The following is an 18,911-nucleotide window of genomic DNA, read 5'->3' as shown; positions in this document are numbered from 1 at the left end:
CAGACTGTTTTATTTATAGGATCCAAATGCGTTCACTTGCTGGAGATGTGATCAGACAGGCATTTTTTCACCGTGTGGAAGGAAAACTGCATAAGCGACTCTATTCGGCGATCGCTGAGTCGATTCTGAATGGCAACCTCAACCCCGCTGCGCGCATGCCGCCGACGCGCGATCTGGCAAATGAGCTTGAGATCTCCCGAAATACCGTGCTGCGGGTCTATGAGCAATTGCAGGCCGAAGGGTATATTTCTACCCGGCAAAGCAATGGAACGTTCGTCACCCACAGCGTACTGGATAATCTGGATGCCCGGCCCCAGGCGTCGGTCAATGCCGAACACCCCGTGGCAGAAGATCGGTTGGTACTTTCAGACCGATGCCTGCAGCTGCTGCATCATGCCAGCGCAAGTCCCAGCCAGTGGGGACCTTTTCTTCCCGGCGTACCGGACGTCATTCATTTTCCTCATCGGGTGATGAAGAAGTTCCAGGATCGTCAGGTACGTCATCCCCTTCCGCAGCACCTGACCTACGATTCCACCGGCGGCGCGGAGGTGCTGAAGGTGGCCCTGACCGACTATCTGCGCACGGCGCGTGGGGTGCGATGTACGCCCGATCAGATCCTCATCACCCAAGGTATTCATCAGGCGCTGGACCTGGTAACGCGTTCGTTGTGCAATCCCGGTGACAGCGCATGGACTGAGGAGCCGGGGTATTGGGGAATAAAGAATATCCTGCGCATCAACGACGTCGGCATTACGCCGATGCCGGTGGATGAACAGGGTCTTATTCCCGAGCAGAACGTGGGTGCCTCGCCAAAGCTTATCTTCGTCACCCCGTCTCATCAGTATCCTTTGGGGTCGGTAATGAGCCTGAATCGCAGACAGCAACTGTTATCGATCGCCCGGACCTCAGGGAGTTGGATCGTTGAAGATGATTATGACAGTGAGTTCCGTTTTTCCGGCCAGCCCGTTCCCTCCTTGCAGGGACTTGAAGAGAACAGTCCGGTTATCTATATCGGCACCTTCAGTAAGACCCTTTATCCGGCACTGCGGCTTGGCTATGTGGTGTTGCCCAAAACGCTCTCAGCACCGCTTAAAAAGATGCACAGTGAACTGTATCGCGGTGGACACCTGCAGGTTCAGGCGGCGCTGGCCGAATTTATTGGTGAAGGATATTACGCGGCGCATATTCGCAAGATGCGCCAGCTCTATGGACGCCGCAGGCAGATTCTGGTCGATTTGATTACCCGCGTTATGGGGATCGATGCCCTGGGGCTCTACAACAGTAACGCCGGTCTTCATCTGATTTTGCAACTGCCCATTGATAGCGATGATGCTGACATTGCACGGCAAGCCAACAACAGTGGCCTGCTGGTGCGGCCCTTATCGCGCTATTTTGTCGGCACGGTGACCTCAAGGGGATTACTGCTGGGATTTGCTCATATGGATGAGCAAGAGCTTGAACCTGCTTTCCTAAAGTTGGCTGCCATCATAAAAGCCAGCCTGGCAGACTGAATCCTGTCATTGTCAGAAGGCATAAACGCACAACAGGCATTATGCTGTTAGCATCTCAGCAGCCCTCCCCGGAACAATATGATAATCAACAGCATGGTTTACCGGCCTGGCCGGCAGGATGAAGTCGTGGACATGGAAGATATTAGCGAGGTGATCAAAGAGCCTGACGCCTTTGTCTGGCTGGGTCTTTACCAGCCCGAGCCCGATTTTATGTATAAGGTGCAGGAAGAGTTCGGCCTGCATGAGCTGGCGGTCGAAGACGCCCTGACTGCCCATCAGCGCCCTAAGATCGAGCAGTACGGCGACTCCCTGTTTATCGTAGTGAAAACGGTGAAGGAGCATGAAGGCGATTTCAGCTTTGGCGAAACGCATCTCTTTGCCGGTAAAAACTTTCTGATTACCATCCGCCACGGCGCGTCTGAAAGCTATGCCCCGGTCCGCGCCCGCGCCTCGCAGAATCCGGAGATGCTGTCGCATGGTCCGGGCTATCCGCTTTATTGCATCCTCGATTTCATTACCGATCGCTATTCCGAACTGACTGCCGCGCTGGGCGAAAAAATCAGCGATATGGAAGAATCAATGTTCCGCAGCGATTTTGATCGGGACGCGGTGCAGGTTGTTTACAGCATGCGACGTCATCTGCTGGCGCTAAAGAATGCCGCCGCGCCGGTAGAGGAAATCTGCACCCAGCTGATCCGCATTCACGAACACATCATTCCCAAACCGCTGCGGGCCTATATTCGTGACGTGCAGGATCATGCCAGCCATGTGGTGGCGGATACCGATGACATGCGGGAAATGCTGACCAGCGCCATGCATGTGAATCTGGCGCTGGTGACGGTTCAGCAGAATGAGGTGGTGAAAAAGCTGGCCGGTTGGGGTGCCATTTTGGTGGTTCCAACGGTGGTATTCAGCATGTACGGCATGAATTTTACCCATATGCCGGAACTGCAGGCGCGCTATGGCTATCCTGCAACGCTGGTCGGTACGCTGTTACTGTGCGTGCTGATGTGGCGTAAGCTCAGAAAGTCCAAATGGATTTAACCCATCATCCTTAAAGGCTTCCCTGCCCTTGCACTGAATGCTATTTTTTCGCCGGCTTGCCGGCTGGCGGTTCCGATGCCGTTTCATTTTCAATCGGTGGGACGGCACCAATATCGGCGCCGGTCACCGGATTGACCTGGGGATCGGAGGCGGTTCGGGCCGCAAGGGCATCCAACGCCGCCTGCTGTTTCGCAGGAAGCGTCACGCTTGCCGTTCCGTCTCCGCCATCCACGGCTGGGGCCGGATCGGCAACGTAATCGAAGTTTTCATCCGAGTTCCAACTGCCTCTGACGTCCCCGTCGGCGGACATGTTGTAATAGGCACTGGCGTATTTCTCAATCGGCGGGAGTTTGCCCGGCGGAAAGTTATTACGGATGGAATAGAGCGCTTTTTCGAAGGAAATCTGGTGCGCGACTTCACGGGTCATCAGGAAGCCAAGTGCATCCTTAACGCCCGGATCGTCGGTCATATTGATCAGGCGTTCATATAAAATCTTCGCTCTTGCTTCGGCAGCAATATTGGAACGCAGGTCAGCGGTAACTTCGCCGATGGTATCGACGTATGCCGCAGTCCAGGGAACCCCGGCAGAATTGGTTAACGCCGGACCGCCTCCGTACAGCAGCGCAGTCAGGTGGCTGTCATTGCCGTTGCCGGTAATACTGCGGTACAGATCCCCTTCTTTCTCGGTGCCTTCTGCCAGGTCACCTTTGGCGCCTTTGTTCAGCATCCCGACCAGCGAACCGATAATTTCCAGATGGCTCAGTTCCTCGGTCGCAATATCCATCAGCATATCTTTGCGTCCCGGATCCTCATCACCCAGTCCCTGAGTGAAGTAACGGCAGGCCGCCGCAAGTTCTCCCTGAGGTCCACCAAACTGTTCCAGCAACAGATTTGCCAGCCCCGGATTTGGGCCTGCCACGCGAACCGTATACTGCAGTTGTTTTACATGTCTGAACATTGCTAACTCCGGATAACCAGTATTAATAACGAAAAAATGCCCACCGTAGCGGGCATAAAGGAACAGGCTTATTTTTTTGCTTCCACGCCGGGGGTGGCGGAGCGGATCATAAATTGTTCTGTGACGTCAGGGAGATGCTGCAGGCACCATTCGGACATGGCGATTTCCTGCTCACGAATTTGGGTGAAAACACGCACGCCTTCGGCGTCACCGACCAGTTTTGCCGCCGCAATCAGCGAGGTGTAGCTCGCGATTTCGAGGTTCTCAAAGACATACCCGCTGATGGCACCTTTCACCACTTCATCATCGGCCATCATCCCGCCCATCGCCTGACCCATGGCCGTCAGTTTGCCCATCGCGTCCTTGAAGGTGGAACTGGAGGTGTCGTAACGGTCGATGACGGACTGGACCAGCCCCTGCTGCTGCCGGGTTTCCTCAATATGCTGGTCGATACGCGCCTTAAGGTCGGGATAGTGCTCAAGCCGATCGGACATTTTCTCCAGCATGCTTTCAGCCTGCATTTCCATCGCATGGGCATCTTTTACCCAGGCGAGATAGTTTTCTAAATGCGTCATGATGATCCTCTCAGGTTGATGTTGTGCCCCTTAATTTAACTATTAATTTCCCGTGCAGTATGGGGTTCACTTTATTTCATCAGTACAATCATCGTAGATGGCATTTAACAATTACTTTGGATATTGCAGGAATAAATGGACGATTAAGATTAATCCTAACGTGGTTTTTTTTCACTCATTTTCCGCTAGCACTTAAATGCAATTACTGCACTGCCAACTTATCACCGTAGGTTGCGATAAAATATTCATTTCCGGCCAAATAAAATTCACAACATACTGAATGAAATAGATTTTAATAATTTCCGATCGCATGATATTTATTATCAAAGAGAGGGTAATGAAAAACTTAAGGCGTTGATGTCTTTACAGTGCCCTGATTTACATCAGCTAAATAGTGGGAAGCGTTTTTCCAAAAATTTTTTCTTGGGATGGCGTTATTAGATTAAAAACTAACACGTCTGCAAAATAATTTCGGCGGGCTGAGATGATTTTATTCCTCGCCACTTCACATGCAAAAACGCGGGAAATCGCGTCCGCTAAAAGCAACCGTCGCATGCGCTGGCGTTAACAATATTCCGCCAGCGTTCGTAAGCTTCTGTAATCCATCAGTGAAATTGTTCTCTGCGTTCCCTTGCCTGCGACAGTGATATAGAAGGATAATCGCCTATGCTGAGTTGTACGGGCCGATCTTCACCCGCGTCGCGCTTGTGACGCTGCCGGTGGCGGATAGCCTGACATTGAGCCCGCGCGAAGCATAAAAGAGAGCAAATTACTGATATGAATAAAGAATTTAACCCACGCCCAGGCCTGATTACCCCGCATCACGTGGCATCACATGCCCGCTGATAATATTTATGCCGAAGAGCGGCTCCCCAGCACGCTACGCAACGCCTGGCGTCTGTTCTATCACGACACCAGCGCGATGGTCGGTTTCTATGCCTTTATTGCGCTGCTGCTGATTTGCATCTTTGGCCGCTTGCTGGCGCCTTACGGGCTGGATCAACAGTTCCTGGGTTACCAATTGCTGCCACCTTCCTGGTCGCGTTATGGCGACGTGTCGTTCTTCCTCGGCACGGACGATCTCGGGCGGGATATTCTCAGCCGCCTGATAAGCGGCGCTGCGCCGACCGTCGGTTCAGCGATCCTGGTCACGTTTTTTGCTGCAGCATGTGCCATGGTTTTAGGGGTGCTGGCCGGCCTGACCAAAGGATTACGCTCGGCGATAATGAACCATATCCTCGATACGCTGCTTTCCATCCCGTCGCTGTTACTGGCGATTATCGTGGTGGCGTTTCTCGGGCCGCGCCTCGAACATGCCCTGCTGGCGGTGTTCCTGGCGATCATTCCCCGGCTGGTTCGCGCCATTTATACCGCGGTGCATGACGAGCTGGAGAAAGACTATGTGATTGCCGCCAGGCTGGACGGCGCAAGCAGCCTGAATATTCTCTGGTATGCCATCCTGCCGAATATCCTCGCCCTGCTGGTTTCTGAATTTACCCGCGCCCTGTCGATGGCGATCCTCGATATTGCCGCGCTGGGGTTCCTGGATCTGGGTGCCCAGCTCCCTTCACCCGAATGGGGCGCGATGCTGGGCGATGCGCTGGAACTGATCTATGTTGCCCCGTGGACGGTCATGCTGCCTGGCGCGGCGATTATGCTCAGCGTGCTAATCGTTAACCTGTTGGGTGACGGTATTCGTCGGGCCATCGTTGCGGGAGTTGAATAGATGCCGTTGCTTGATATTCGTAACCTGACGATTGAATTTATGACCGCCGACGGTCCGGTGAAGGCGGTGGACCGCGTCAGCATCACGCTGACCGAAGGCGAAGTGCGCGGGCTGGTGGGCGAATCCGGTTCCGGCAAAAGCCTGATTGCGAAAGCGATCTGCGGCGTAACTAAAGATAACTGGCGTGTCACCGCCGATCGGATGCGTTTTGATGATATCGATCTGCTGCACCTCTCCCCGCGTGAAAGGCGCAAGATCATCGGCCACAACGTCTCGATGATTTTCCAGGAGCCGCAGTCCTGTCTGGATCCGTCTGAAAACATTGGCCAGCAAATCGTGCAGGCCATTCCCGGATGGACCTACAAGGGTCGCTGGTATCAGCGATTCCGCTGGCGTCACCGCCGGGCGATTGAATTGTTGCACCGCGTCGGCATCAAGGATCACAAAGATATTATGGGCAGCTTTCCGTATGAGCTGACCGACGGCGAGTGCCAGAAAGTGATGATTGCCATCGCGCTGGCAAACCAGCCGCGCCTGCTGATTGCGGATGAACCCACCAACGCGATGGAACCGACCACCCAGGCACAGATTTTCCGCCTGCTGGCGCGTCTGAACCAAAACAACAACACCACTATTCTGCTGATCAGCCATGACCTGCAGATGCTCAGTCACTGGGCCGACCGCATTAACGTGATGTATTGCGGGCAAACGGTCGAGACCGCCCCGAGCGAAGCGCTGATCGTCGCGCCGCACCATCCTTATACTCAGGCGCTGATCCGCGCGATGCCCGATTTTGGTCTTGCGATGCCCCATAAAAGCCGGCTGAACACCCTGCCCGGTGCCATTCCGTCTCTGGAACACTTGCCGATCGGCTGCCGGCTGGGGCCGCGTTGCCCCTATGCGCAGAAGAAGTGTATTGAAACGCCGAGGTTGTCCGGTGCCAAATCCCATCTGTTTGCCTGCCACTTCCCACTTAACATGGAGAGTCAGTAATGGTTGAAACGCTACTGGAAGTGCGCAATCTCAGCAAAACGTTCCGCTATCGCACCGGGCTGTTTCGTCGTCAGCATGTTGAGGCGGTCAAAGAGGTCAGCTTTACGCTGAGAGAACGGCAGACGCTGGCAATCATTGGTGAAAACGGCTCGGGCAAATCAACGCTGGCGAAAATGCTCAGCGGAATGGTGGCGCCAAGTACCGGCGATATTCTGATCGATGACCATCCGCTGGAGTATGGCGATTATGGTTATCGCAGCCAGCGTATCCGGATGATTTTTCAGGACCCGTCAACCTCGCTTAATCCGCGCCAGCGCATTGGCCAGATCCTCGATTTTCCGCTGCGCTTAAACACCGAACTCTCTACGGAAGCGCGCGAGAAACGGATTATTGCCACGCTGCGCCAGGTCGGCCTGCTGCGCGATCATGCAGCGTACTATCCACATATGCTGGCACCGGGCCAGAAACAGCGTGTTGGCCTGGCGCGTGCGCTGATCCTGCAACCCAAAGTGATTATTGCCGATGAGGCGATGGCGTCGTTGGATATGTCGATGCGTTCGCAGCTGATCAATCTGATGCTGGAGCTGCAGGATAAGCACGGGATTTCGTATATCTACGTTACCCAGCATCTGGGGATGATGAAGCACATCAGCGACCAGGTGATTGTGATGCACCAGGGCGAAGTGGTGGAACGCGGCAGCACGGCAGAGGTGCTGGCCTGCCCGCTCCACGATCTGACCAAACGCCTGATTAACAGCCACTTCGGCGAACCGTTAAAAGCCGACGCCTGGCGTAAAGACCTGGCATAAATTCCGCTAAGCTTTGCCAGAACCGTGCGGAATGTCTGATTTCTGCACGGTTCACGCCCACTCCCGCGCCGTTATACCATTCCGCTATGTGTTAGCACCGATCATTCTTTGGTTCACCTCAGCGCTTGCGCGAGGATAGTCAGGCTCTTCAGGCCCGTTGACGCGCATACCCCTCTTTCTTTGGTTCACCGGGCCGGTTAACTTGAAAAGGAATGATCATGGAACAGCGCCGTTTTCCCGGCAACAGCCACTGGTATCATGAAACGCAGTCCACATTAACGCCCCATGCTGCGCCGCTGTTTCCAGAAGCGGCCGAGATTGAAGACCGCTTTCTGCTTGGTCTGGCTCAGCAGTATGCCGACACCTTAGGGCCGACCATCAGCCAATGTCAGCCTGCGATGCTGGCTTCGCGAGATTTGTATCAGCTGCTGTTGCCGCAGCAGCTGACCACCAGCAAAACCCATACGCTGACCATTTACGATCGTCTGAGCACCGCGCTGACCGTGGCTCAGGTCACCGGCATTCAGCGCTTGTGTAACCACTATGCCGCGCGTCTGAATCCCCTGTCCGGCCCCGACTCTTCCCGCGAGAGCAACCGACGCCTTACCCAGATCACCGAATACGCCCGTCAACTGGCTAGCCAGCCAACCCTGGTCGACAACGTGGCGCTGGCCCGTCTGGATGAAGTGGGATTAACGGCACCGGATATCGTCACCTTCCATCAGCTGATCGGTTTTGTCAGCTATCAGGCGCGTATTGTGGCGGGCATGAATGCCCTGCTGGCGTTGCCGGTGCGCTGGATCCCCGGCGTTACCCTGCCAGAAGATGCGGAGTCCGACTGCTTCCAGCATCGGGACGCCTGGCGCCCGTTTTTACCGCAGGTTGAGTTACGTTACGCCTCCGCCAGTCAGCTGGAAGCCTTAACCTGGTGCCAGCCTCAGGAACTGTTGCGTGATAGCGCCTGGCTGCTGGCCCACGATGGTGAAGCATTGTATGGCTGGGGAAATTTACTCAACGCGATGCAGGACGTGACCGGCACTGAAGCCGGTCGGCTGGCCTCCGCCGTCAGTGCACGCATTAACGGAAGCCCGCTCTGTTTCCAGCAGTTTGCCGATGCGTCGTTACGTGAAGCGTTGCTTGAAGGCGTGGAACAGGCGCTGAATAAAGCCACAGCGGAACAAAAAGCGGTGATCCACTGCGCGGCCCAGTTGACCCGCTCTCCTGAGCGATTCAGTGCCGCCCACCTACAACCGCTGAAAGAAGCCGGTTTTAGCGATCGCGCGGTGTTCAGTATTGTGCAAAGTATCGCGCTGGCGGCGTGGAACAATCGCCTGATGCAGGCTTTGGGTTCCACCGCGCCCGCAGTGGATTCAGCCCGTTAAACTCGGGGCGGATAGCCTTCCGCCCTGTCCTTCGCTTAACCAGCGACGCACCTCATCGAAGAAGTGCTGCGCAAGCGGCGTCGCCCTGCCCGGTTCAGCAATCACCACCGCAGCCTGACGTGACATCGGCGCAATCGCCAGCTTGCGGCTGTGCAATTCCGGGGTCATTTCCGGCAGCAAATGGCCGCACGGCGAAATCAGACAGCCCAGCCCCACCTGAATCCCCTGCACCAGCTGAAATATTGAGGTGGTTTCCAGCACCACGCGCAGCCGGATATCCGCTTCACGAAAATGCGTATCCAGATAGCGGCGGAAATAGCGTGTCTGCTCGGCAAGGCACAGCGGTACCTCGGCAAGATCGCTCAGTTCCAGCGGCGTGTCCCCAACCAGCTGGGGAAAATGCTGCGGATGAAACACCACTTCCACGCCGTCATCCCGCAAGGGTTCAGCCTGAAAATGCAGCTCGCGCAGGGTGGCCAGCTCAAAGAAACCGATGCCGACATCCACCGTGTGGCTGTTAAGCGCATCCAGCAGCTGGTCCGCGCTTAACACCGCGACGCGATAATCCAACTGGGGATAGCGTTCGCTGATGCCCTTCAGCATCAACGGCAGGGAAATACTGCACTGCGGCACCACGCCGATGCGCAGCGTGCCTTTCACGCCGTGCTTGAGTGATTCCACTTCCAGTTTCAGTCCCTGATATACCGAGACGATTTCACGCGCCCAGGAGAGCACGCGTTCACCTTCTGCGGTGAAGCCATCAAAGTTATTGCTGCGGTTGATCAGCGACAATCCCAGCTCTTTTTCCAGATTCTTCAGGCGCATCGACAGCGTAGGCTGGCTGACAAAGCTGGCTTCCGCCGCACGACCAAAGTGGCGCTCGCGCTCCAGATTGACCAGATAGGTAAGCTGTTTAATGTCCATCGTTGTTAACTTTCATGTGGTGAAGGCGGTCCTTAATGCTGGCATTCGGGTTATCAGATTGAATGAGCGGGCTATTTTCTGGAAAACCCGCTGAAGTTTACTCCCCTTAACAGTCTTCACAAGATGCTGTTCATCATACCGGCTTCGCAGCCGGTATTTTTTTATCGGCAGATTTCAGCCAACGCCCAGCGCTGTTTTCACCTCGTGGGCAATTTTTTCCACCTGCGGACCGTAAATTACCTGCACATCATGATCGCTGACCCGGTTAACGCCATTGGCACCCGTCGACATTAAGGTTTGATCGACCACTTCCCGCATTTCTTTTACCCGCACACGGAGCCGGGTGAAGCAGCAATCGACGTCCTCTATATTGGCTTCGCCGCCCAGACCGCTGATGATCACCTGGGTTCGCTGATCGGCGCTGACTTTTTGCGGCGCGGTTTCGGCTTCATCCGACTCCCGCCCTGGCGTTTCAACACGCATTTTAGTGATGACAAACTTGAAGCCATAGTAGTAAACCGGCACATATATCAGTCCGAGCACGATGGCCCACCACCACTGCGTTTTACTGCCGCCGAGAATACCGAACACCACCAGATCGATGGCGCCCCCCTGAATGTTGCCAATCATCAAATGCAGCGCGGACATCAGCATAAATGAGAGCCCGCTCAGCACGGCGTGGAACAGATAGAGCACCGGCGAGACAAAGATAAAGCAGAATTCCAGCGGCTCGGTGATCCCGGTGGTAAAGGAGGTTAGCGCACCCGCCAGCACCAGGGCTTTTACCCGCTGTTTATGCTCCGGTCGCGCGGTGTGGTACATCGCCAGCGCGGCGGCAGGCAGACCAAACATCATTACCGGAATTTTGCCCTGGGCGAGGAACTTAGTGGCATTTTGTACCGTTTCATCGGGGATCGAACCCGGATGGGTTAAGGCGGTGTTGAAGATGTTCAGCGCGCCGACAATGGTCTCATTGTTTACGGTCGCCACCCCGCCGATGGGGGTAAAGCGCACCGTTTCATTCAGAATATGGTGCAGACCGGTTGGGATGAGCAGCCGCTCACTGGTGCCATAAAGGAATGCGCCATACTGGCCGCTTTTACCAATCAGCTCGCCAACCCAGGCAATGCCTGCGCCGATGGTCGGCCAGATCATCGCCAGCAACACACCCACCAGCGGCAGCACCAGCACGGTGATAATCGGCACCAGCCGCCTGCCGCCAAAGAAGCTGATTGCCGTTGGCAACTGCGTGGTATAGAAACGGTTATGAATCATTACCGTCAACAGCCCGGAAATTACCCCACCCAGCACGCTCATATTGTAAGTAAAGATGCCCAGCATCTGAATGTATTCGGCGGAGGTCATCATCGCGGCCGTCTGCGCCATGCCTTTGGCCTGCAACGCGTCTGGCGTGGTGGTTGCCGCAGTCAGTCCCTGCGCACCCAGCGTGGCGCTTACCCCAACATGCATGGCGATAAAGCCGATCACCGCCGCAAACGCCGCCGTAGGTTTTTCGGCCTTCGCCAGGCCAATGGCGCTGGCTACCGCAAAGAACAACGGCAGATTGGCAAACAGCGCCCCGGCCACCTTACGAATAAAACCAATGATTAACTGCGGCGTATGCAGGCTGGCAAAGGCTTCGCCAGTGATCGCCGGGTTCTGCATCGCAGCCGCCACACCAAGGAAAATACCGGCGGCGGCGATTACCGAAATCGGCATCATCAGCGCCTTGCCGAACGCATGGATTTTGCTGGCAAATTCTTTCACAGGCACCTCGTCGTCACTGAAGAAAGGTTAATTATTAGCCTGTTCCTGGCAAGGAGTCTGGTAAATACACAATGCGACGGGCGATTCTTTGAGTCAGTTCACGCTTTTGCGATAAACAGCGCCTATCGCACCATTAAACCAATCAATTAGACAATTTTTTTACCGGGTTGCAGACTAATCCGACAAAAGAAGCAATAGTTTCTTAACAACTCTAAAACAATTAAGACACCTGTGAAGCCCAATGAAATTTAAAACTGAAATTAAGCCGTACAAGGCTGCGGCAGGCGGCTGGGGATCTCTTGAAGCCACCACCCGTTTTGTCTTTGACAGCAAACAAGTCCTTAAAAACATGCGTAACCTGATGCGCATGAACAAAGCCAAAGGCTTTGACTGCCCGGGCTGCGCCTGGGGTGATGACAATAAAAGCACCTTCAGCTTCTGCGAAAACGGCGCGAAAGCGGTGACCTGGGAAGCGACCCGCCGTTATGTCGATGCCAGCTTCTTTGAAAAGTACAGCGTCGCTTCCCTGTATCAGCAGAGTGACTACTTCCTTGAGTATCAGGGGCGTTTGACTGAACCCTTGCGGTATAACCGCGAAACGGATCACTACGAACCGATTAGCTGGGATGATGCCTTCAAACTGATCGCCAAACATATCAAGGCGATGGACAATCCGGATCAAATGGAGCTGTATACTTCTGGCCGCGCCAGTAATGAAGCGTCCTGGCTGTATCAGCTGTTTGGTCGCATGAACGGCAGCAATAACTTCCCTGACTGCTCCAATATGTGTCATGAAGCCAGCGGCACCGGCCTTAAACGCAGCATTGGCGTGGGTAAAGGCACCATCCGTCTGGACGATTTTGACCATGCTGATGCGATTTTCGTCTTCGGTCAGAACCCGGGCACCAACCATCCACGTATGCTGCACAGCCTGCGTCACGCTGCCGATCACGGCGCGAAAATCGTCACCTTCAATACCCTGCGCGAACGCGGTCTGGAACGCTTTGCCGATCCGCAAAAACCGCTGGAAGTGGTCACCAGCAAAGCCGGCACCATCAGCTCGACATATTACCAGCCGAACCTCGGTGGTGATATGGCGGCGATCCGTGGCATGGTCAAAGCCCTGTCGCAATCCCATAACGAACTGATTGCCGCCGGTGAAAAAGGCCTGTTTGATGAAGTGTTCATCAATGCCAAAACCGAAGGGATGGAAGAATATCTGGCGGTGGTTGAAGCGACAGACTGGGCGCAAATTGTCCAGCAGTCGGGGCTTACCGAGCAGCAAATCCGGGAAGCGGCGGCGATTTACCAAAGCGCCGAGCGGGTGATCTGTACCTGGGCAATGGGCATTACCCAGCACAAACACTCGGTTGATACGGTGCGTGAAATCACCAACCTGCAACTGCTGTTTGGACAGTTAGGAAAAAAAGGCGCGGGCCTTTGTCCGGTGCGTGGCCACAGTAATGTGCAGGGCAACCGTACCATGGGCATCGATGAAAAGCCTTCCAAGGCCTTCCTCGACAGCATGGCGGCGCATTTTGGCTTCGAGCCGCCACGCAACATCGGTCATAACACCGTTGAAGCGCTGGAAGCGATGCTGCGAAATGAAATTAAAGTGCTAATTGCGTTGGGTGGCAACCTTGCCGCTGCGGCACCGGACAGCCCGCGCACTGAAGAAGCGCTGCGTCGCTGCGAACTGACGGTGCAAATCAGCACCAAACTGAATCGCAGCCACCTGTGCCCGGGTGCGGTTGATGCGCTGATCCTGCCAACCATTGGCCGTACCGAGCAGGATATCCAGGCGTCCGGTCCGCAGTTCATCACCGTTGAAGACTCCTTCAGTATGGTTCACGCCTCTGAAGGCGTGGGCAAACCGATTGCCGATACCCAGCGTTCAGAAACGGCGATTGTCGCCGGCATCGCCAACGCCGTGCTCGGCAATCAGAAGCTGGACTGGCTGGAACTGGCCGCCGATTACAACAAGATCCGTGACCATATCGCCGCCACCATTCCGGGCTTCGCCGACTTCAATAAGAAGTGCGACATTAAAGGCGGATTCTACCTCGGCAATGCCGCAGCCGAATTCCGCTTCAACACCCTGAACAATAAGGCCCAGTTCAGCAGCGCACGCTTGCCGGACTCTCTGTTCCCGCAGTTGGGCGATGTTGAGGTGCCGTTCACCCTGCAGACGCTGCGTTCGCATGACCAGTACAACACCACCATCTACGGCCTTGATGACCGTTATCGTGGCGTTTATGGTCAGCGCGAAGTGCTGTTTATGCACCCGGACGATATGGCAAAAATGGGCTTCACCGCCGGCGATGATGTCGATATCGAAACCCTGTGGAATGACGGTATTATCCGTAAAGTGTTCAACTTCAAGTTGGTCTCTTACAATATTCCTCAGGGCAACCTTGCCGCCTATTATCCGGAAACCAATCCGCTGGTTCCCCTTTCCAGCTTCGGTGACGGCAGCGGGACGCCAACCTCCAAATCGGTGCCGGTGAAAATCACCCTCTCCGAGGCGAAACCGGGCCTGCGCATCGCCTGAGTTCACTGCGTTTTCAGAAATTAATCAAAGCCGGGTTTCCCGGCTTTTTACTTGCCGCGAAGCGGTTAATCGCGTAAAACTGTCTGCCGCTCTTAGGCCACGAAAACTGTTGAGATTATGTTCCAGGATAACCCGCTGCTCGCGCAGCTCAAAGAGAAACTCCACTCCCAGACGCCGCGTGTTGAAGGGGTAGTGAAAGGCACCGAAAAAGGCTTTGGCTTCCTGGAAGTCGACGCACAAAAAAGTTACTTCATTCCACCGCCGTTCATGAAAAAAGTCATGCACGGCGATCGCGTGGTCGCCGTCCTGCAAACCGATAAGGATCGTGAAGTTGCCGATCCGGAAAAGCTGATTGAGCCTTTCCTGACCCGTTTTGTTGGCCGCGTACAGCGCAAAGACGATCGCCTGTCGATCGTTCCCGATCATCCCCTGATGAAAGACGCGATTCAGTGTCGTGCCGATCGTAACGTGACGCATGATTTCCAGAATGGCGACTGGGCCGTGGCGGAAATGCGCCGCCACCCGCTGAAAGGCGATCGCACTTTCTACGCTGAACTGACGGCGTTTATCACCACGGCTGACGATCACTTAGCCCCCTGGTGGGTCACCCTCTCCCGTCACAATCTTGAGCGTGAGGCGCCAGACGCCACCGCCGGCGAGATGCTGGACGAGCAGCTGGAACGTGAAGACCTCACTGCCCTTGAATTCGTTACCATCGACAGCGCCAGCACAGAAGATATGGATGATGCGCTGTATGTGGAAGAAGCCGCCGACGGTGCGCTGCGTCTGACCATCGCCATCGCCGATCCGACCGCCTATGTGGCTGCCGGTAGCGAGCTGGATGCGATTGCCGCTGAGCGTTCATTCACTAACTATCTGCCGGGCTTCAACATTCCAATGTTGCCGCGTCAGCTGTCTGATGACATCTGTTCGCTGCGCCCGAACGAGCGCCGTCCGGTGCTGGCTTGCCGCGTGAACGTGGCAGCAGACGGCACCCTGAGTGAAGAGATTCACTTCTTTGCCGCGTGGATTGAGTCCAAAGCGAAACTGGCTTACGACAACGTCTCCGACTGGCTGGAAAGCGACGGTGCCAGCGAATGGCAGCCTGAGAACGACGCGATTGCGGCGCAGATCCGTCTGCTGCATCGCCTGTGCCTGGCGCGCAGCGAATGGCGTCAAACCCATGCGCTGGTGTTCAAAGATCGCCCCGACTTCCGCTTCCTGTTGGGCGAGAAAGGCGAAGTGCTGGATATCGTGGCTGAGCACCGCCGCATTGCTAACCGCATTGTGGAAGAAGCGATGATCACCGCCAATATCTGTGCCGGCACCGTGCTGCGTCAGAAACTGGGCTTCGGCATCTACAACATTCATCTGGGCTTTGATGCCGAGAAAGCGGAACTGGCGGCCACCATGCTGGAAAACCACGGCCTGAAAGTGGATCCGCTGGCGATCGCCACCCTGTCAGGTTTCCGCGAACTGCGCCGCGAGCTGGATTCACAGCCGACACAGTTCCTGGACAGCCGCATCCGTCGTTTCCAGTCGTTTGCTGAAGTCAGCACCGAGCCGGGCCCGCACTTTGGCCTGGGTCTGGAGGCGTATGCCACCTGGACTTCACCGATCCGTAAGTATGGCGATATGATCAACCATCGCCTGCTGAAAGCGATGATCAAAGGGGAAGAAGCCCGCCGTCCAAATGATGACATCACGGTGAAGATGGGCGAACGTCGCCGTCAGAACCGCATGGCGGAACGTGACGTTGGTGACTGGCTGTACTCGCGCTTCCTGCAGAGCGCGGCGGGCACCGACCAGCGTTTCGGTGCAGAAGTCATCGACGTTTCTCGCGGCGGTATGCGCGTCCGTCTGACGGCGAACGGCGCGGTTGCCTTTATCCCGGCACCGTTCATCCACGCCGTGCGTGATGAGCTGGTATGCAGCCAGGAAAATGGCACCGTGCAGATCAAAGGTGAAGTGGCTTACCGCGTGACCGATTTGATCGAAGTGACCATTGCTGAAGTCCGTATGGAAAACCGAAGCGTGGTTGCACGCCCGGTAGCCTAACGGCTTTTCAGGTGGGATAGCGTCCGTTATCCCACCTGACATCTCTTCCCCTCCTCCGCAACAGAAAAAAAGCTTCTCGCCTCACACTTCTCCCTGCCTTCGCTTTCATTAACAAACAATTACATTACTTTAAGTTCTTGTTCAGTCCTTCTTATGGATCCTGCAAGGAGTAATGTGATGAAAAACGTCAAAACCGGCGTCACCTGGTCAGCGGTGGCGTTAATCGGAGCCGGGGCGTTTGCTATGCTGGCGCTCAGCCGTGGCGAACATGTTAATGCATTGTGGTTGGTGGTGGCTTCCATCGCGTGCTACAGCATTGCTTACCGTTTTTACAGCCTGTTTATCGCTAAAAATATCTTTGAGTTAGACGACCGTCGCCGCACACCGGCAGAACGCAATAACGATGGTCTGGATTATGTTCCCACCAATAAATGGGTGCTGTTCGGCCACCATTTTGCCGCCATCGCCGGTGCCGGTCCGCTGGTTGGTCCGATCCTCGCCGCGCAGATGGGCTTTCTGCCCGGCACCATCTGGATCCTGGTGGGCGTGATGATGGCCGGTGCGGTGCAGGACTTCCTGATCCTGTTTATCTCGACCCGCAGAGACGGACGCTCGCTCGGTGAAATGGCCAAACAGGAGCTCGGTGCCTTTGCCGGTGTGGTCACCATGCTCGGGGCGTTGGGCGTAATGATCATTATTCTTTCCGCCCTCGCGCTGGTGGTGGTTAAGGCGCTGGCAAACAGTCCGTGGGGATTGTTCACCATCGCGGCAACCATCCCGATTGCGCTGTTTATGGGCATTTATATGCGTTTTATTCGCCCCGGAAAAATCGCGGAAGTGTCACTGATTGGCTTTGTGCTGATGATGGCAGCGATTATCTATGGCGGTGATATCGCGCAACATCCCTACTGGGGACCGTTCTTCACGCTGAAAGGCACGACCCTGACCTGGGTGCTGGTTATTTACGGCTTTATTGCTTCGGTTCTGCCGGTGTGGCTTTTACTGGCGCCGCGTGATTATCTGTCTACCTTCCTGAAAATAGGCGTTATTGCGGGCCTCGCGGTTGGGATTCTGTTTGCCATGCCGGAAATGAAAATGCCGGCGGTAACCCGCTTTATCGACGGTAGCGGCCCGGTGTTTTCCGGTGCCTTGTTCCCGTTCCTGTTTATCACCATCGCCTGCGGCGCGATCTCCGGGTTCCATGCGCTGGTTTCCAGCGGGACCACGCCGAAGCTGATTGAGCGTGAGAGCCATATTCGTTTTATCGGCTACGGCGCGATGCTGATGGAGTCTTTCGTGGCCATCATGGCGTTGATTTGCGCCTCGGTGATTGAACCGGGCGTGTACTTCGCGATGAACTCACCCGCCGCATTAATTGGCACCACGGTGGAAACCGCCTCCCAGGCGATCAACAGCTGGGGCTTTGTGGTGACGCCTGAAATGCTGACCGGCATTGCCCGGGACGTAGGCGAAAGCACTATCCTCTCACGTGCCGGCGGTGCGCCAACCTTCGCGGTAGGCATGGCGCATATCATTACCGAAGTGTTTAACAGCCGGGTGATGATGGCGTTCTGGTATCACTTCGCAATCCTGTTCGAAGCGCTGTTTATTCTTACCGCGGTCGATGCCGGCACGCGCGCCTGTCGTTTTATGGTGCAGGATTTGGTCGGCGTGGTGGTGCCTTCATTGGCCAACAACCGTTCCTGGTTAGGCAATATGGCCGGCACTACGGTGGCGGTGGCCGGCTGGGGCTTCTTCGTTTATCAGGGCGTGGTCGATCCGCTGGGCGGCATCAACACGCTGTGGCCGCTGTTCGGCATTGGTAACCAGATGCTGGCGTCGATGGCGTTGATCCTCGGCACCGTGGTGTTGTTCAAAATGAAGAAGCAGCGTTATGCCTGGGTGACCATCCTGCCGACCGTCTGGCTGTTTATCACCTCGATGACCGCGGGCTGGCAGAAGATTTTCCATGAGAAGCCGAGCATTGGTTTCCTGGCGCAGGCCAATAAGTTCTCTAAAGGGATCGATAACGGCATCATTATTGCCCCGGCAAAATCCGTGGCAGATATGCAAACCATCGTCTTCAGCAATCAAATCAACGCCGCGCTCTGCGCCTTCTTTATGCTGGTGGCGGTGACAATGTTGATTTCTGCCTTCTTCGTGATCCGTCGCGCGCTGAACAGCGCAACACCGACCACTCACGAAACCGCCGTTTCCTTGCGCAGTGAGGCTCGCCATGTCTGATGCTATTTATGCGATACCTAAACGACGTTCTCTGATCATTTATCGCTGCCTGGCGATGAATAGCACAAAATCACCAGAGAAATTAACGTTACGCCTTCTTATGTCACGTGTGGCGCAAACCTTCCGTCTGATGGTGGGCGTACAGGATTATCCTGGTTATCTTCGGCACATGAATCAGCAACATCCTCAGACTAAACCTATGACAGAGAAAGAGTTTCATCGCTACTGTCTTGATGCCCGCTTCCCGAGCAAAGCTGGGAAGTTAGGCAAATGCCCCTGCTAATCCACGCCCCCGATCGCCAGATCGGGGCATTTTATTCTCCCCGTTAATTTCTGCTCGAAAAATATATCTGAGATACACCTTGAGAT

The 18,911-nt window shown here is 55.3% G+C and carries 14 protein-coding genes; 10 read left to right on the top strand and 4 right to left on the bottom strand.

Going from position 1 to position 18,911, the window contains the following annotated elements; genetic code table 11:
• The first annotated feature begins 26 nt into the window (after positions 1-26).
• The gene (pdxR, locus tag ACXKZG_RS10815) at positions 27-1,511 is read left to right on the top strand and encodes a MocR-like pyridoxine biosynthesis transcription factor PdxR (RefSeq protein WP_488876172.1); all 1,485 of its coding nucleotides are present in this window, start codon (positions 27-29) and stop codon (positions 1,509-1,511) included.
• Between the two features lie 78 nt (positions 1,512-1,589).
• Positions 1,590-2,555 (top strand): magnesium and cobalt transport protein CorA, encoded by a 966-nt coding sequence (locus ACXKZG_RS10810; protein WP_488876171.1) that lies wholly within the window; start codon positions 1,590-1,592, stop codon positions 2,553-2,555.
• Positions 2,556-2,595: 40 nt separating this feature from the next.
• Here ACXKZG_RS10810 and ACXKZG_RS10805 read toward each other — a convergent pair whose 3' ends face one another.
• Both ACXKZG_RS10805 and ACXKZG_RS10800 read right to left on the bottom strand, forming a co-directional pair.
• Positions 2,596-3,513, bottom strand: a complete 918-nt coding sequence (locus tag ACXKZG_RS10805) for a manganese catalase family protein (protein ID WP_013202356.1) — start codon at positions 3,511-3,513, stop codon at positions 2,596-2,598.
• Between the two features lie 68 nt (positions 3,514-3,581).
• Positions 3,582-4,088 (bottom strand): ferritin-like domain-containing protein, encoded by a 507-nt coding sequence (locus ACXKZG_RS10800; protein ID WP_013202357.1) that lies wholly within the window; start codon positions 4,086-4,088, stop codon positions 3,582-3,584.
• Between the two features lie 835 nt (positions 4,089-4,923).
• Here ACXKZG_RS10800 and sapC point away from each other — a divergent pair.
• From sapC to ACXKZG_RS10780, 4 genes are all read left to right on the top strand, one after another.
• Entirely contained in the window at positions 4,924-5,814 is an 891-nt protein-coding gene (gene sapC, locus ACXKZG_RS10795; RefSeq protein WP_013202359.1) for a putrescine export ABC transporter permease SapC, read from the top strand.
• A complete protein-coding gene (gene sapD / locus ACXKZG_RS10790; protein ID WP_151037334.1) occupies positions 5,815-6,807 on the top strand; it encodes a putrescine export ABC transporter ATP-binding protein SapD in 993 nt (330 codons plus the stop codon).
• Positions 6,807-7,616: a putrescine export ABC transporter ATP-binding protein SapF gene (gene sapF / locus ACXKZG_RS10785; RefSeq protein ID WP_013202361.1), complete on the top strand. Its 810-nt coding sequence runs from the start codon at positions 6,807-6,809 to the stop codon at positions 7,614-7,616. Before sapD ends, sapF begins: the two co-directional genes overlap by 1 nt.
• Positions 7,617-7,834: 218 nt before the next feature.
• Positions 7,835-8,998 carry a CMD domain-containing protein gene (locus ACXKZG_RS10780; protein WP_488876170.1) on the top strand — a complete coding sequence of 388 codons (1,164 nt, stop codon included), beginning with the start codon at positions 7,835-7,837 and terminating at the stop codon, positions 8,996-8,998.
• Here ACXKZG_RS10780 and ACXKZG_RS10775 read toward each other — a convergent pair.
• On the bottom strand, positions 8,987-9,922 hold the full coding sequence (locus ACXKZG_RS10775; protein ID WP_455863735.1) for a LysR family transcriptional regulator: 936 nt from the start codon (positions 9,920-9,922) through the stop codon (positions 8,987-8,989). The two genes, ACXKZG_RS10780 and ACXKZG_RS10775, sit on opposite strands and share 12 nt — an antisense overlap.
• Before the next feature lie 174 nt (positions 9,923-10,096).
• The gene (locus tag ACXKZG_RS10770) at positions 10,097-11,644 is read right to left on the bottom strand and encodes a PTS transporter subunit EIIC (protein WP_488876252.1); all 1,548 of its coding nucleotides are present in this window, start codon (positions 11,642-11,644) and stop codon (positions 10,097-10,099) included.
• 286 nt (positions 11,645-11,930) lie between these two features.
• Here ACXKZG_RS10770 and ACXKZG_RS10765 point away from each other — a divergent pair, with 286 nt between their 5' ends.
• The 4 genes from ACXKZG_RS10765 to ACXKZG_RS10750 all read left to right on the top strand — a co-directional run bounded on the left by ACXKZG_RS10765 (position 11,931) and on the right by ACXKZG_RS10750 (position 18,825).
• On the top strand, positions 11,931-14,240 hold the full coding sequence (locus ACXKZG_RS10765) for an FdhF/YdeP family oxidoreductase (protein ID WP_488876169.1): 2,310 nt from the start codon (positions 11,931-11,933) through the stop codon (positions 14,238-14,240).
• A 117-nt stretch (positions 14,241-14,357) separates the two neighbouring features.
• A complete protein-coding gene (locus tag ACXKZG_RS10760) occupies positions 14,358-16,298 on the top strand; it encodes an exoribonuclease II (RefSeq protein ID WP_013202366.1) in 1,941 nt (646 codons plus the stop codon).
• A gap of 177 nt (positions 16,299-16,475) precedes the next feature.
• Positions 16,476-18,542, top strand: a complete 2,067-nt coding sequence (locus ACXKZG_RS10755) for a carbon starvation CstA family protein (protein ID WP_265910613.1) — start codon at positions 16,476-16,478, stop codon at positions 18,540-18,542.
• Positions 18,535-18,825 carry a YbdD/YjiX family protein gene (locus ACXKZG_RS10750; RefSeq protein WP_013202368.1) on the top strand — a complete coding sequence of 97 codons (291 nt, stop codon included), beginning with the start codon at positions 18,535-18,537 and terminating at the stop codon, positions 18,823-18,825. Before ACXKZG_RS10755 ends, ACXKZG_RS10750 begins: the two co-directional genes overlap by 8 nt.
• The last annotated feature ends 86 nt before the right edge of the window (positions 18,826-18,911 follow it).

This window comes from Erwinia sp. 2186, assembly GCF_057812255.1.
Note: the sequence above shows the minus strand (reverse complement) of the source record. Positions and strands in the feature narration are given on the sequence as shown.

Excerpts from the sequence above, each read along its gene's own strand:
- pdxR (WP_488876172.1), top strand. The coding sequence starts at position 27 with ATGCGTTCACTTGCTGGAGATGTGATCAGACAGGCATTTTTTCACCGT.
- ACXKZG_RS10810 (WP_488876171.1), top strand. The coding sequence starts at position 1,590 with ATGATAATCAACAGCATGGTTTACCGGCCTGGCCGGCAGGATGAAGTC.
- ACXKZG_RS10805 (WP_013202356.1), bottom strand. The coding sequence starts at position 3,513 with ATGTTCAGACATGTAAAACAACTGCAGTATACGGTTCGCGTGGCAGGC.
- ACXKZG_RS10800 (WP_013202357.1), bottom strand. The coding sequence starts at position 4,088 with ATGACGCATTTAGAAAACTATCTCGCCTGGGTAAAAGATGCCCATGCG.
- sapC (WP_013202359.1), top strand. The coding sequence starts at position 4,924 with ATGCCCGCTGATAATATTTATGCCGAAGAGCGGCTCCCCAGCACGCTA.
- sapD (WP_151037334.1), top strand. The coding sequence starts at position 5,815 with ATGCCGTTGCTTGATATTCGTAACCTGACGATTGAATTTATGACCGCC.
- sapF (WP_013202361.1), top strand. The coding sequence starts at position 6,807 with ATGGTTGAAACGCTACTGGAAGTGCGCAATCTCAGCAAAACGTTCCGC.
- ACXKZG_RS10780 (WP_488876170.1), top strand. The coding sequence starts at position 7,835 with ATGGAACAGCGCCGTTTTCCCGGCAACAGCCACTGGTATCATGAAACG.
- ACXKZG_RS10775 (WP_455863735.1), bottom strand. The coding sequence starts at position 9,922 with ATGGACATTAAACAGCTTACCTATCTGGTCAATCTGGAGCGCGAGCGC.
- ACXKZG_RS10770 (WP_488876252.1), bottom strand. The coding sequence starts at position 11,644 with ATGATGCCGATTTCGGTAATCGCCGCCGCCGGTATTTTCCTTGGTGTG.
- ACXKZG_RS10765 (WP_488876169.1), top strand. The coding sequence starts at position 11,931 with ATGAAATTTAAAACTGAAATTAAGCCGTACAAGGCTGCGGCAGGCGGC.
- ACXKZG_RS10760 (WP_013202366.1), top strand. The coding sequence starts at position 14,358 with ATGTTCCAGGATAACCCGCTGCTCGCGCAGCTCAAAGAGAAACTCCAC.
- ACXKZG_RS10755 (WP_265910613.1), top strand. The coding sequence starts at position 16,476 with ATGAAAAACGTCAAAACCGGCGTCACCTGGTCAGCGGTGGCGTTAATC.
- ACXKZG_RS10750 (WP_013202368.1), top strand. The coding sequence starts at position 18,535 with ATGTCTGATGCTATTTATGCGATACCTAAACGACGTTCTCTGATCATT.